This window comes from Chryseobacterium sp. MDT2-18, from assembly GCF_030815285.1.
GTDB lineage: Bacteria > Bacteroidota > Bacteroidia > Flavobacteriales > Weeksellaceae > Kaistella > Kaistella salivictor.
Window position 1 is genome coordinate 59743 of record NZ_JAUSWQ010000012.1, and the last position, 13310, is coordinate 73052.

Annotated in this window: 13 protein-coding genes; 2 read left to right on the forward strand and 11 right to left on the reverse strand. The window is 37.4% G+C overall.

What is annotated here, in order from left to right:
- The first annotated feature begins 9 nt into the window (after positions 1 to 9).
- The gene (locus QF004_RS12065; RefSeq protein ID WP_307426642.1) at positions 10 to 2058 is read left to right on the forward strand and encodes a choice-of-anchor L domain-containing protein; all 2049 of its coding nucleotides are present in this window, start codon (positions 10 to 12) and stop codon (positions 2056 to 2058) included.
- Position 2059: 1 nt separating this feature from the next.
- Here QF004_RS12065 and fmt read toward each other — a convergent pair whose 3' ends face one another.
- The 5 genes from fmt to folK form a co-directional block, all read right to left on the reverse strand.
- A complete protein-coding gene (fmt, locus tag QF004_RS12070) occupies positions 2060 to 3007 on the reverse strand; it encodes a methionyl-tRNA formyltransferase (protein WP_307426645.1) in 948 nt (315 codons plus the stop codon).
- A 42-nt stretch (positions 3008 to 3049) separates the two neighbouring features.
- A complete protein-coding gene (locus QF004_RS12075; protein WP_307426648.1) occupies positions 3050 to 4957 on the reverse strand; it encodes an ATP-dependent DNA helicase RecQ in 1908 nt (635 codons plus the stop codon).
- Between the two features lie 89 nt (positions 4958 to 5046).
- On the reverse strand, positions 5047 to 6480 hold the full coding sequence (locus QF004_RS12080; RefSeq protein WP_307426651.1) for an OmpA family protein: 1434 nt from the start codon (positions 6478 to 6480) through the stop codon (positions 5047 to 5049).
- A gap of 203 nt (positions 6481 to 6683) precedes the next feature.
- Positions 6684 to 7784: an OmpA family protein gene (locus QF004_RS12085; RefSeq protein WP_133439616.1), complete on the reverse strand. Its 1101-nt coding sequence runs from the start codon at positions 7782 to 7784 to the stop codon at positions 6684 to 6686.
- A 10-nt stretch (positions 7785 to 7794) separates the two neighbouring features.
- Positions 7795 to 8217 (reverse strand): 2-amino-4-hydroxy-6-hydroxymethyldihydropteridine diphosphokinase, encoded by a 423-nt coding sequence (folK, locus tag QF004_RS12090; RefSeq protein ID WP_307426654.1) that lies wholly within the window; start codon positions 8215 to 8217, stop codon positions 7795 to 7797.
- A 20-nt stretch (positions 8218 to 8237) separates the two neighbouring features.
- Here folK and sppA point away from each other — a divergent pair, with 20 nt between their 5' ends.
- Positions 8238 to 9995, forward strand: a complete 1758-nt coding sequence (gene sppA, locus QF004_RS12095) for a signal peptide peptidase SppA (protein ID WP_307426657.1) — start codon at positions 8238 to 8240, stop codon at positions 9993 to 9995.
- Positions 9996 to 10068: 73 nt separating this feature from the next.
- Here sppA and QF004_RS12100 read toward each other — a convergent pair whose 3' ends face one another.
- The 6 genes from QF004_RS12100 to murB form a co-directional block, all read right to left on the reverse strand.
- Positions 10069 to 10323 carry a GlsB/YeaQ/YmgE family stress response membrane protein gene (locus tag QF004_RS12100; protein WP_133439613.1) on the reverse strand — a complete coding sequence of 85 codons (255 nt, stop codon included), beginning with the start codon at positions 10321 to 10323 and terminating at the stop codon, positions 10069 to 10071.
- Between the two features lie 153 nt (positions 10324 to 10476).
- Positions 10477 to 11430 carry a signal recognition particle-docking protein FtsY gene (gene ftsY / locus QF004_RS12105; protein WP_307426659.1) on the reverse strand — a complete coding sequence of 318 codons (954 nt, stop codon included), beginning with the start codon at positions 11428 to 11430 and terminating at the stop codon, positions 10477 to 10479.
- Between the two features lie 108 nt (positions 11431 to 11538).
- Positions 11539 to 11694, reverse strand: a complete 156-nt coding sequence (locus QF004_RS12110; RefSeq protein WP_133439611.1) for a DUF4295 family protein — start codon at positions 11692 to 11694, stop codon at positions 11539 to 11541.
- 19 nt (positions 11695 to 11713) lie between these two features.
- The gene (rpmG, locus tag QF004_RS12115) at positions 11714 to 11896 is read right to left on the reverse strand and encodes a 50S ribosomal protein L33 (RefSeq protein WP_133439610.1); all 183 of its coding nucleotides are present in this window, start codon (positions 11894 to 11896) and stop codon (positions 11714 to 11716) included.
- Positions 11897 to 11902: 6 nt separating this feature from the next.
- Positions 11903 to 12142 (reverse strand): 50S ribosomal protein L28, encoded by a 240-nt coding sequence (gene rpmB, locus QF004_RS12120; protein ID WP_133439609.1) that lies wholly within the window; start codon positions 12140 to 12142, stop codon positions 11903 to 11905.
- Positions 12143 to 12290: 148 nt separating this feature from the next.
- Complete coding sequence (gene murB, locus QF004_RS12125) at positions 12291 to 13310, reverse strand: UDP-N-acetylmuramate dehydrogenase (RefSeq protein ID WP_307426663.1); 1020 nt, start codon at positions 13308 to 13310, stop codon at positions 12291 to 12293.

Consider the following 13310-nt stretch of genomic DNA (forward strand, 5'->3'; position numbering starts at 1 on the left):
TTTTTATGTATGAAAAATAATTATCTTTTAAAATATTTTTTAACGTTTGTCCTTACAATATCGATCATTTCATTAAACGCTCAATATATTTCGGTTGACACCCAAACTTACACTCCGGAACAATTGGTTAAAGAGGTGTTTTTTGGAAATCAAAGTTCCAGTTGTATCTCCGTTGAAAATGTAAGTATTTCGGGATGGGATTTTGGCAATGGAAAAAAGAGCTACGGATATTTTGATCGAACGGGCAGTGCCTTTGAGATGGAGAAAGGAATTCTTCTTTCTACAGGTGATGCATTAACCGCACCAGGACCGAACGATTACATCCAAAGCGGAAATGACTCTCGTTGGATCGGAGACAGAGATTTAGAAGATGCCTTGAATGTTAGCAGTACCTATAATGCAACGATACTAGAATTTGATTTTACGGCGACTAATACCAATAGAATTAGCTTTGAATATCTCTTTGCCTCAGAGCAATATTTGGTAGATGGTAAAGGATCTCAATGTAATTTTACCGATGGATTTGCTTTTTTAATTAAAGAGGCTGGGAGTTCAGATTCGTACAGAAATCTAGCCGTAATTCCGGGCACTAACATTCCTATAAAATCTAGCACTGTAAGAGGTCCTGGAGGGTTATGCGCCGCAATTAATGAACAATATTTCGCACAATACAACCCATATGAAAGTCCAACAAATTTTAATGGCCAGACCAAAATTTTAAATGCAATTACCGATATTATTCCAGGGGTTAAGTACCATCTTAAACTCGTTATTGCCGATGAAGGAAATGGACTCTATGACTCGGCAGTTTTTCTAAAAGCCGGCAGTTTTGTGGGAATAAAAGATCTAGGAGCAGACCTTGTTATCTCTTCCCAAACGGCACTTTGTGAAGGATCTACAACACAATTAGATGCTTCGATCACCGCTCCCGGGGCAACATATCAGTGGTATAATGCCCAAGGCATCATTACTGGTGCTACCAATCCATTGTACACTGTTCGTGACGCAGGCACTTACGAGGTGTTGATCGATGACCGAGGTTGTAAATTAAAGGGGTCTATCAAAATTGAATATGCGGAAAAACCGATCTACAATCCGAACAATTCTTTTTGCAACTATAATGAAGGAAAACCTATCGCAATTTACCTTCAACAATTAAATAGCCAAATCATTTCAAATTACAAATCCTACTTTAAGGTAAAATACTATCGATATGAAACAGATGCAATTGAAGGAAACGATAATACAATCGACACCATTCAATATAGCGAAGATACAACCATTTATGTTCGTACTGAAAGTAGCGAATGCGACACACCAGTTGAAACCATTAATTTTAAAACTCCAAAGAAATCTGCGTTTCTTATAGATCAAATAATTTGTCCAAATTCGACAACAAGATTAGAAGTAGAAGACATCTTTGCTTATTACAAATGGATGCGCGAAAATGGTGAAATTATTGCTGAAGGTGATTCTGTTAATTCCATTAATAATGTTGGTATTGGTAAATATTTTGTGCAATTAAAATCTTTAAATGGCTGTTTCTTACAACAAGAAGTTAATGTATTACATTCTGAACTTCCGCAAATTACCAATGTAGAAGTCACCGGAAATACCGCAACTGTTTTCGTAAGCGGCGGAAATCCACCTTATCAATATTCTTTGGATAATATTACTTTCCAGAGTTCCAATACTTTGACAAATATTCCACGCGGGCTCCGTAAAGTTTATGTGAAAGACGCGCAAAATTGCGAAACTGTTCAAAAAGAATTTTTAATTCTCAATTTAATTAATGTCATTACGCCCAACGCAGACGGCAAAAATGACGTTTTGGACTACTCTGATTTAAGCATTAAAAAAGACGTAAAAATTGAAATCTTCGACCGCTACGGAAATCAAGTTTTTATCTCGCAGAAAACTCCTTATATCTGGGACGGAAAAATGAACGGCAGCGTTCTTCCGACCGGAACATATTGGTACATCCTAAACTGGACCGAGCCTGACACCAATTTACCGGTTTCCTATAAAGGCTGGATTTTATTAAAAAACAGAAATTAAATTAAGCCATCGAAATATGGTCAAAGTTCTGGAATCCATTTAAGAAATCCTTCACCGACATTCTTTTTTTCCCTTCCAGCTGGACTTCTTGCGGGAAATAAAAACCGTCTTTTGTGAAAATTTTGAATTGATGTTTATCTATTTCTAAAGTTCCCGGAACTTTATCATGTTCCGTCTTTTCAAATTTTCCTTTAAATATTTTTAAAAATTTTTCGTCTTCTCCAATTTTAATGGTCGTAAAAGAAGCAGGATAAGGCGACATTCCACGGATGAAATTATGAACGGTTTCTGCGTTTTGGTTCCATTGAATTCGGGTGTCTTCTTTGAAAATTTTAAAAGCATTTTTTGGATGTTCCACAATCGGTTGCGGCTTCTCCTGAATTGAGTTTTCAGACAGTCCATCGAGGGTTTTTACGACGAGTTCCGCACCCATTTCCATTAAACGGTCGTGCAGTTCGCCGGCATTTTCTTCAGGTGAAATTTCGAGTTCCTGTTGCAGAAGAATATTTCCCTCATCAATTTTTTCATTAATAAAGAAAGTAGTCGCTCCCGTTTTTTTCTCACCATTAATAACGGCATAATTAATCGGAGCCGCACCACGATAATCCGGAAGCAATGAGGCGTGCAGATTAAATGTTCCCATTTCCGGCATTTCAAATAAAATCTTGGGCATCATCCGAAATGCTACCACGACAAAAACGTCGGCATTGAGTTTCTCTAGTGCTTCTAAAAATTCAGGATCTCTTAATTTCTCGGGTTGAAAAACCGGTAAGTTATTTTCAACGGCGAATTCTTTTACCGCAGACTGATGAATTTTCTGTCCGCGTCCGCTCGCTTTATCTGCAACGGTTACCACACCCACAACTTCGTGATAGGATTGATGAACCGCTTCTAAGGAAGTTTTTGCAAATTCCGGAGTTCCGAAAAATATAACTTTTAATGATTTCATTGAATATATAATTGAGGATATTTAATAAATAACAATTCACTTTTAATCGTGATTGTAACAGTATGTTCTAAAATTGAGCATTTTTACTTTACCTGAATCGAGCAGGTGAATCAGATTTTCTAAAATATTTTCTTTGACAAAATAATTCAGTTTAATGGAAATCTCTTCTACATTTGCAGGACCATTTTTCAAAATTTCTAAAATTTCCCGCGAAACATCCCGTCCGAAAACCGTTTCTTTCTGTTGTTCACAAACCGAGCAATGTCCGCAGTTTTTCACATTTTTCTCACCGAAATAAGATAAAATCAATTTCATTTTACAAAACTCACTATTCTGGACAAAAAATTTCATTTCCTCCCACTTCTGAATTTTGTTTTTCTGGATCTGGGCAAAAAGATTCCAGTACTTTCCTTCTATTGCCCGCTGATCTCGGTGTTTCAAAAACTTAACACTCGACAAAGCGCCATCGATATAATCCAGATGTCCCTGATGCTGCAGTTCCCGAAGTCGCTCTTTAATCAAATGAGGATCCGACTCGATTTTGGTACTCAGTGATTTTTCGCTGAACATTATTTTGTGCGTGGTGAGTCCCGAAAGAGCCCTCAATAAGAGTTCGATAAAATAGGCGTCTTTTTTTGGCAATAAATCGATTTCATCAGGCGCAATTTTTAGCTCAAGTGATGAAAGAGAATTTTGATAATTATAAAAAATAATTTCCTGATGGTGCAAAAACTGAAGAACATTTCTAATCTTTGCTAAAGACACTTTTGTAAATTTCTGAATCCTTTGAATATGAAGCTGAAATACATTTTCCGGCAAATCATTCTCAGCAATTTGAAAAGTTGAATACAAGTAAGATACAATATTCTGAAATTCTGCTTTCGACGGAATTTGATTGATTAAAATTTGATCAAAATTCTTTAATTCCTGTTCATTCCAAAGTAGAAAAGCATAGGAAACTGAGCCATCCCGACCAGCTCGGCCGATTTCCTGGTAATAATTTTCTATGGATGCCGCGGGAGAAAAATGGATAATGAACCGCACATTATCTTTATCGATTCCCATCCCGAATGCATTGGTAGAGATCAAAACCTGGTTTTGACTTTGAAGCCAACGGTTTTGTTTCGCATTTTTTTCTTTTACCGGAATCCCGGCGTGAAAGAAATCGACATTCGTGATCTGATTTCGGTGAAGAAAATCGGTAAGTTCTTCGGCTTCTTTCCGGGTTCTGACATAGATAATTCCTGACGAATTATTATATTTCAGGAGATTTCGAATTCTTTCATATTTGTCAGCAATTTCATCGGAGACAATTTTAAGATTACTTCTTCTAAAACTTTTCTGAAAGATTGCCGGGTTTTTCAGATTGAGTTTCAACTGTATTTCCTGTAAAACTTTTGGAGTCGCGGTTGCTGTTAATGCAATGCAGGGAATATTTTTCAACTGCTCTCTAAACCCTTTGATATGCTGATAACTCGGCCGGAAATCCTGCCCCCATTCCGAAATACAGTGCGCTTCGTCTACGGCAATAAATGAAATCTGAATTTCTTCTAAATTTTGAAGAAATAACCTGTTGGTTAGTCGTTCGGGAGAAATGTACAGTAATTTGGTCAAGCCGTCTTTGCAACGGTTAAAAATAATTTCGGCATCGTATTCATCCAGTTCCGACGAGAGATATTCAGCTTCAATGCCGATATTTTTCATTTGATAAACCTGGTCCTTCATCAAAGCCAAAAGTGGAGATATCACCAGACAGGTTCCTTCTAAAACCAAAGCCGGAAGTTGATAACAAAGTGATTTCCCGCCACCTGTTGGGAGCAGGGCCAAGGTATCTTTGCCGGAAATAATTGAATTAATGATTGTTTCCTGCGAATCCCGAAAGGTATCGTAACCCCAAAAATGCTTTAAGGTCTGCTGTTTTAATTTTTCAAAATCCTGGCTAGAAATCATTGAGTAAAATTACTGAAATAGATGGCATAAAACAAGAAAAGCCACGGCTAACGTGGCTTTTTCTTTAGTATTCAGAAGCGCTTAGAGAATTACTTTGCTTCAAAGTAAACTCTTCTGTTCGCTCTATTTTTCCATTCCGGACATTTGGTTGCAGGATCACATTCTGGATATTTAAGGTTGGTTTCACCTCTGCCTATCGCATCTAATTTACCTGAATTCACGCCGTTTTTGATCAAATAATTTTTAACATTATTCGCTCTTCGCTCAGACAATTTCTGGTTGTAAGCATTGGTGCCTCTGGCATCTGCACCTCCGATTACATAGTAAGAACCTTCAGATGAATTAATATAATTAACTGCATTGTTCAAGATTGGAGTATTAGATGGAAGAATCCGGTCTGAATCAAAATCAAACTCAATCCCTTCCAATGTTCTGGTCTCATCAGAAACAGTAGATTTTAAATCCCATGGACAACCGTTATTTTCAACAGGTCCCGGAACAGTTACGCACTTATCATACAAGTCGATTACGCCGTCTAAATCTGCATCGAGAGCAACACCTGCACCATCAACTCTTGCCCCTAAAGGTGTATTAAGCTGTCTGTCCCAGTCATCACAAACTCCATCATTATCAGCATCTCCTTTTTTACAAACTTCAACATCCTGGTTTTTATCAGCCAATACATCTAATTTATAATAAATTTCCTGCAATGGATCATGCCAGAAAAGGTGAGATTCGTGTCTTCCTAAGTTTAATGTTGCTCCTAAGGTAATATTAATTAAGTTATCGGAAACATTATCATTTATCGTATTGGTACGTGCGCCATCAAAAGCATCATCTCCGGTCACCATATACATCCCTCTTGCTTCAATATCTAGGGATTTTGTAGCCCGGTATTTTAAACCGGCACCGGCTTGACCAAACAAACTTCCAAACTTAAATGGTTTAACTTCTGTAACTAAACTCTGATTATAAACAGGCCCGGCATCTTGTCTGTACGCTCTATAAGCCAGCGTACCCGCGCCTGCATATCCGTGAAGCGCCCATCTAAAAGGAGATTTATTATCTATTCTTCTCAAAAGATTTGAAAAGTTAACATCCCCGATAATAGAAAGCGCATCATATTGTGTTCTTGCTCCATCACCACTTGGTGAAGCAACATGATCTTTTGTATTTACAAATCCCTGTCTTGATTCCCCTTTATCATACTGAAGTTTAAGACCAAAAGCATGGGTAATTGCTTTGTCAACACTTAAGTAAGCAGACCAACCAAAAAGATTTTTTCCCGCTCCGTAACTTTTGATGGAAGTAAGGTCAGACGATTGCATCAGTGGAACCCCAGCACCAGCCGACACAGCCCAGTCATTAAATCTTTTTGCCTCTTGCGTAAAAGGTGATACAGTTGCCGATCCTGAAGTATAAGGATTAGGATAATTACCAGTGGAACTGGTAATGGAATCCTGCGCAAAAACCGCTGTAGGCAATACGAGCGCTAATGCAATACTTGTTAAATTTAGTTTCATATCGTTTGTTTTTTTTTAAGTTTATAAATATCCGTTTTTAGTAATGATGCAAAAATTTAATGCGGAGATTTTACAAAAATGTTATTTGTAAACACAATTTTTTCACATTATTTTTAAGCTCTCCAGGCCTTTTTACATATTAATATTGGATACTCAATTAATAAGGTAGCTTCATTGTTGTCAGATACAACATTTAATTCTTTTTATTTTGGATTCACATTAATTGGGCAGCCGTTATTCTCAACCGGCCCCGGCACAGTGACACATTTATCATACAGATCGATGACGCCGTCCAGATCCATATCCAATGCAACACCAGCTCCATCCACTCTCGCTCCTGCAGGAGTACCAAGCTGTCTGTCCCAATCGTCACAAACCCCATCATTGTCTAAATCACCTTTTTCACATACTACAAAATCCGTTGCAGCATGATCTAAAACATATATTCTGTTATTAATATTCTGCAAAGGATCAAACCATGCGAGATGAGTATCATATTTTCCTAATTTAAAAGATAATCCCAGGTTAACGCTGAACATATTATCAGAGGAACCAGATTTTATCGCATTATAGGGCGGGCGGGAATTTCTTGCGTAACCACCGCCATCGAAAGAGTCGTCACCGGAAAAAATATACATTGCTCTGGCTTCAATATCAATCAGTTTAGAAGCATTGTATTTCACGCCCGTTCCAACTTGGAAAAAAAAACTGTCGAAGCCTAATTTTTGATCGATTTCGATAGGGATTCTGTTTGGGGTCGTACTCCATCTCGACATATCATTATCTAATAACAAGGTGTTATACGCTTGAAGACCAACTCCGCCGTAACCATGCAAAGCCCATCTATAAGGCGAATGATTATCGGTACGACGCATTAAATTAGAAAAATTAATATCACCTAAGACAGAAACCTGATGATATTTTGTGTAAGCAGTGGCCACGCCTGCGGCTACTCCTGCAGCTCCTGGCAACAGGGCTTTTTGATTGGTCTTACCCGTTTGATAAAGCAAACTCAATCCGAAGGTATGAGAAATCTGTTTATCTAAACTTCCGTAAGCATTCCAACCAAAATCAACTTTGCCATCGTAAAAGGAATTAACGTCTGCACTATGCATAAATGCACCTCCACCCCCTACTGAAACAGACCAGTCACGAAACATCCTTGATGAATTATCAAAAGGTTTGATGTTTGCGGATCCGGAGGAATAAGCGTTGGGATAATTCCCAAGAGTGTCGGCAACAGAATTCTTTTGCGCGCAAAAAGCAATGGGTATTGCTAGTGCTAATAATAAATTTAATTTCATATTGTTGTTTTTAGTGTTTCGATAGCTCACCTAACAATTTCCTAGAAAATTCACGTTGATATAAATGCTTGTGATGCGGAATTTTTAATTCCTTACAACAGAAATTGAGATTACCGAAAAACACTACATCTATATCGATTACTCTGTCTTGGTACTCTCCTGAAATCAATGTATCATCGCACCTTCCCATCTGTCTCTCAATTAATTTCACATAATTTAAGAGTTTTATAGGAGAAAATTGTGTTTTTATTACTAATGCAATATTACAAAAAATATTATTACTAACAAACTCTACAGGGTCGGTAATCAAGACCTCACTTTTCCTTAAAATCTCACCAATCTCTTCCTCTATTCTAAGGAGGGCTACCCCAATATTATGTTCAGGATTTCCTAAATTGCTTCCGAGTAACAAAGTGACCTCATGTTGCGACATATCGTAGAAATATTTAAATTATGAAGAGTTTTTTTAAAAATGTTATGGCAAATATAGTGGCTATTATTATTATAGCCGCCGTGTTTTCACTGTTTTTAATAATGATGATTGCAGCAAGCGCATTAAGCGGTGAACAAAAACCTAACATTAAAGACAATACTATACTCACCCTTGATTTTAAAACCAACATCATCGATAGCCCTACGGAAGATCAGAATGAGATGTTTGCCTTTGGTGATAAGCCGAAAAATATTTTAATATTCGATATGCTTGAGGCCATTAAAAAAGCAAAATCTGATGATAAAATCAAAGGGATAAGTATCGAGACTGATGGAATCCACGCTGGCCTTACTCAGTTGGATGACATTCGCGGCGCTCTGCAAGATTTTAAGAAAAGTGGAAAATTCGTCTATGCTTACGGCAATGTGGTTTCCCAGGCCGCTTATTATCTTGGTTCCGTTGCTGACCAATACATTCTGAATCCGGCTGGCGGAATCGATTTAAAAGGATTATCAACCGAAGTTTTATACATGAAAAGCTTCGCCGATAAATACGGAATCGGAATAGAAATCATCAGACACGGAAAATACAAATCCGCTGTAGAACCGTTTATGAGAGATGATATGTCGCCGGAAAACAAAGAACAGCTTTCAACTTTATTAAATGATATCTGGTCCGTCAATTCACAGAAAATCGCCAGTTCACGGAAAATTGATCCTGCACAGTTCAAAACAGTTGTTGACAGTCTTTATGGAGCAATTCCTGATCTTAGTTTAACTTATAAATTAGCAGATAAGTTAATGCAGAAAAGCGAGTACGATCAAATGATTAAAACAAAACTGAATCTGGCAAAAAAAGACAAACTCACCAAAGTATCATTTAAAAAATACATCCACTCTTTCAGTGACGACTCTTCTAAAAAAGAGGACCAGATTGCAGTACTTTATGCATCCGGAGCAATCTATAACGGCGAAGGATACCAAAATATCTATGCAGATAATTTCGTAAAAGAAATAAAAAAAATAGCAGATAATGACAAAGTAAAAGCAGTCGTCCTCAGAATAAACTCTCCCGGCGGAAGCGCAAACGCGTCTGATGAAATCCTGTTCGAACTGGAACAGCTGAAAAAGAAAAAACCCATTACAGTCTCTTTCGGTGATTACGCTGCCTCAGGTGGATACTACATTGCGATGGCCGCAGATAAAATCTACTCCGAACCAAATACCTTGACTGGGTCTATCGGAGTATTCGGGATGATTCCTTACTTTAAAGAAGCTGCAAACAAAAACGGCCTAACATCTCACCCGGTCACTACCAATGCGAATTCTAATATGTACTCCTTCGTAAACGGGGTTACTCCAGGTGGCGTAACCATTTTAACCAAAAGCGTAGAAAAAACGTATAAACGATTTGTACATTTTGTAACAGAAAACCGCAAAAAGTCATTTGCCCAAATTGATGAAATCGGTGGCGGAAGAGTCTGGAGCGGAAGCCGTGCGAAGGAAATCGGTCTGGTTGATGAATTGGGCACATTACAGGATGCGATCAATTTCGCAGCACAAAAAGCAAAGCTGAAAGATTATAGCGTAACTGCTTACCCAAAGAAAATGAGCCAGTTCGAGCAACTATTTAAAAATCTGGATGAAGATGAAATTTCTGCAAGAGTGATTAAAAATAAAATCGGCACAGAAAATTACAGACTATTTGAACAAATAACCAATCCGAAATTACAGCAGGGCGTAATGATGAAAATGCCTTTTGAAATTAAAATTGATTAAATCCTTTAGGGAAATCTAACAAAAAATCCCGCTCTGAAAATCAGAGCGGGATTTTAAATTTTTAGTTATTTGGTTAACCTCGTTTGGTGGCCATTCCGTAAATCCACAAAACAATTAAGGCACCTGCAACAGCCAAAAACATACTTCCGATGTTGAATCCTGTTACATCACCCAAACCTAAGAGCTGGCCGACAAATGCACCGACATAAGCACCTATGATTCCTAGTACAATGGTGAGTAACCAACCCATTCCCTGATTCCCCGGCATAATGAATTTTGCAATAGCTCCTGCGATAAGACCAAAAATGATCCAAGTTAAAATTCCCATAGTTTTAAAATTTTTAATGTTAATATTAAGTAATTATTATTGTTGACTAAATATCAAACATAAGACCAAAATGATATAAATCATATAAATTGGCTCTAAAAATAAAAATTTACTAATTAAAACACATTGGATTCAAACTACATTACCTATACTTTACCTTTTTTTAAAGAAAGAATCTACAAATTCAGCTCCGTTAAAGAACTGTAAATCAGTCATCTTTTCACCAACGCCGATATATTTTACAGGAATTTGAAACTGATCAGAAATCCCGATCACCACTCCTCCTTTCGCAGTACCATCGAGTTTTGTTACGGCTAAGGCATTAACTTCCGTTGCGGCTGTAAACTGCTTTGCCTGCTCAAAAGCATTTTGTCCGGTAGAACCGTCCAAAACCAAAAGAATCTCGTGAGGAGCATCAGGAATTACTTTCTGCATCACTCTTTTGATCTTCGTCAGTTCGTTCATCAGATTCACTTTGTTATGCAAACGACCGGCAGTATCTATAATAACGACATCTGCCTGATTGGCCACCGCACTTTGCACCGTATCAAAAGCCACAGATGCAGGATCGCTGCCCATATTCTGTTTCACAATCGGCACACCAACTCTTTCGCTCCAAATCGTTAATTGTTCTGTTGCCGCTGCCCGGAAAGTATCTGCAGCACCCAGTACTACTTTTTTTCCTTCCGATTTAAACTGGTGCGCCAATTTCCCGATTGTAGTGGTTTTCCCCACTCCATTAACGCCGACAACCATTATGACATAAGGCTTTTTAGTTTCATCAATATTTCCGGTTCCGGTGTGCGGGTTTTCCAGCAGCAAACCGGTAATTTCTTCACGAAGAATCTGATCGAGTTCATCGGTTCCTACAAATTTATCTCTTGCAACACGCTGCTCAATTCTTTCAATGATTTTAATGGTGGTAGATGCACCAACATCCGAGGCGATAAGAATTTCTTCGAGATGATCCAAAACATCTTCATCAACGGTACTTTTCCCGACAACTGCTTTAGAAATTTTCTCGAAAAAACCTTGACTGGATTTTTCTAAACCTTTATCTAAAGATTCCTTCTCCTCCTTTTTGAATATTTTTTTATACCAACTCATTATAAAAATTACAAATTTGAATTATAAACATTTGCCACTGGCAAACAAAGATAAAATAAAAAAACTATCCATTTAGGATAGTTTTATATATTCTCGTGTGAGTGAAAATTATTTTTTCAAATAAGCATCAACTTCATCAGCGTTCATTACTTTCTCATCGAAAACGTATGCTCCACTTTTAGCAGATTTTACCATTTTCACAACTTTGGTCATTTTTTTTGAACCTGCACCACCCTGAAGCGTTGCTACTACTTTTTTTGCCATTTTTTATTCCTTTAAAAAATTACTTAATTTCTTTGTGAACAGTATATTTCTTAAGAACAGGGTTGAATTTTCTCAACTCTAATCTCTCGGTAGTGTTCTTTTTGTTTTTAGTAGTGATGTATCTTGACATTCCTGCTACTCCGGTTTCCTTGTGCTCTGTGCACTCCAAAATCACCTGTACTCTGTTACCTTTTTTTGCCATGATTTCTTATTTTTTAATGAAACCACTTCTGGTCCCTCTTACAATTGCTTCTTCAATCCCTATTCTATTGATAATTCTCAATCCGTGAGCTGAAACTTTTAAAGTTACAGATTTCTCTTGCTCCGGAAGGTAAAATTTCTTTTCCAATAAGTTAATTTCAAAACGACGCTTCGTTTTGTTATTAGCGTGAGAAACATTGTTTCCTACCATGGCACGCTTTCCTGTTATTTGGCAAATTCTTGACATATCTCGACGTTCTTATTTCTGAATAAATATTTGAGAGTGCAAAATAACGAAGAATATTTTAGTTAGACAAATAATTTACAATATTATTTCAAAGAAAATTCAATCTCCAGCACTGCTGTTATTTGAAAAGCCAAATCCCTTTTTTTTATTATACAATATTCACTTCTCTTTCCAGTTCAATCCCGAATTTTTCTTTTACCGAATCGATGATCTTCGTAGAAAAATCGAAAATCTCTTTCCCTGTCGCGTTTCCTGTGGCATTCACAATCACCAGCGCCTGCAATTCATGCGAAGCCACATTCCCTATTTGCTTCCCTTTCCAGCCACACTGTTCGATCAGCCAGCCCGCCGGAATCTTCACCAAATCCCCATTTGGATAATTCGGTATTTCCGGATATCTTTTCTGAACTTCTAAAAACTGCACCATCGGAACCGAAGGGTTTTTAAAAAAACTACCCGCATTCCCAATCATTTTCGGATCCGGCAATTTACTTTGTCTGATACTGATAACAGCTTTAGAAACATCCTGAATCGTTGGATTTTCAATTCCCGATTTTTTTAACTCAGATTGTATTGCGCCGTATTCTGTTTTAATGAAATGGTCTTTTCGGGTCAGTTTAAAAGTCACTTCCAGAATGACATATTTCCCTTTTCCTTCTCTTTTAAAAATAGATTCCCTGTAACCGAAACGGCATTTTTCATGATTGAATTCTTCTACTTCCAAAGTCCCCAAATTCAATACTTTACAACTCACAAAAGTATCTTTAATCTCCGTTCCGTAAGCTCCGATATTCTGCATTGGTGACGTCCCAACATTGCCGGGAATTAATGATAAATTTTCTAAACCTCCGTAATTTTTGCCCAAACTGTAATGAACAAACTCATGCCAGTTCTCCCCCGCTTTTGAAGTTACGAGAACCTCATTTTCATTGATAATTTCTTCTGAAACACCTTTCAAATCTAATTGAATGACAGCGCCCTCAAAATCTTTTGTAAACAAAACATTACTTCCACCACCGAGGAAAAGCATGGGGAATGATTGGGTTTTTGAGTGATTGATTGCCTCAAAAAGCTCGTCTGAAGAAGTAACTTCTGCGAAAAATTTGGCGGACACATCAACGCCGAAAGTGTTGTGATTTTTTAAAGAAAAATTTTGTTGAATCTTCAT

What these genes read in the sequence shown, in the direction of transcription:
- QF004_RS12065 (WP_307426642.1), top strand. Translation starts at nt 10, where the DNA reads ATGAAAAATAATTATCTTTTAAAATATTTTTTAACGTTTGTCCTTACA.
- fmt (WP_307426645.1), bottom strand. Translation starts at nt 3,007, where the DNA reads ATGAAATCATTAAAAGTTATATTTTTCGGAACTCCGGAATTTGCAAAA.
- QF004_RS12075 (WP_307426648.1), bottom strand. Translation starts at nt 4,957, where the DNA reads ATGATTTCTAGCCAGGATTTTGAAAAATTAAAACAGCAGACCTTAAAG.
- QF004_RS12080 (WP_307426651.1), bottom strand. Translation starts at nt 6,480, where the DNA reads ATGAAACTAAATTTAACAAGTATTGCATTAGCGCTCGTATTGCCTACA.
- QF004_RS12085 (WP_133439616.1), bottom strand. Translation starts at nt 7,784, where the DNA reads ATGAAATTAAATTTATTATTAGCACTAGCAATACCCATTGCTTTTTGC.
- folK (WP_307426654.1), bottom strand. Translation starts at nt 8,217, where the DNA reads ATGTCGCAACATGAGGTCACTTTGTTACTCGGAAGCAATTTAGGAAAT.
- sppA (WP_307426657.1), top strand. Translation starts at nt 8,238, where the DNA reads ATGAAGAGTTTTTTTAAAAATGTTATGGCAAATATAGTGGCTATTATT.
- QF004_RS12100 (WP_133439613.1), bottom strand. Translation starts at nt 10,323, where the DNA reads ATGGGAATTTTAACTTGGATCATTTTTGGTCTTATCGCAGGAGCTATT.
- ftsY (WP_307426659.1), bottom strand. Translation starts at nt 11,430, where the DNA reads ATGAGTTGGTATAAAAAAATATTCAAAAAGGAGGAGAAGGAATCTTTA.
- QF004_RS12110 (WP_133439611.1), bottom strand. Translation starts at nt 11,694, where the DNA reads ATGGCAAAAAAAGTAGTAGCAACGCTTCAGGGTGGTGCAGGTTCAAAA.
- rpmG (WP_133439610.1), bottom strand. Translation starts at nt 11,896, where the DNA reads ATGGCAAAAAAAGGTAACAGAGTACAGGTGATTTTGGAGTGCACAGAG.
- rpmB (WP_133439609.1), bottom strand. Translation starts at nt 12,142, where the DNA reads ATGTCAAGAATTTGCCAAATAACAGGAAAGCGTGCCATGGTAGGAAAC.
- murB (WP_307426663.1), bottom strand. Translation starts at nt 13,310, where the DNA reads ATGAAGATTCAACAAAATTTTTCTTTAAAAAATCACAACACTTTCGGC.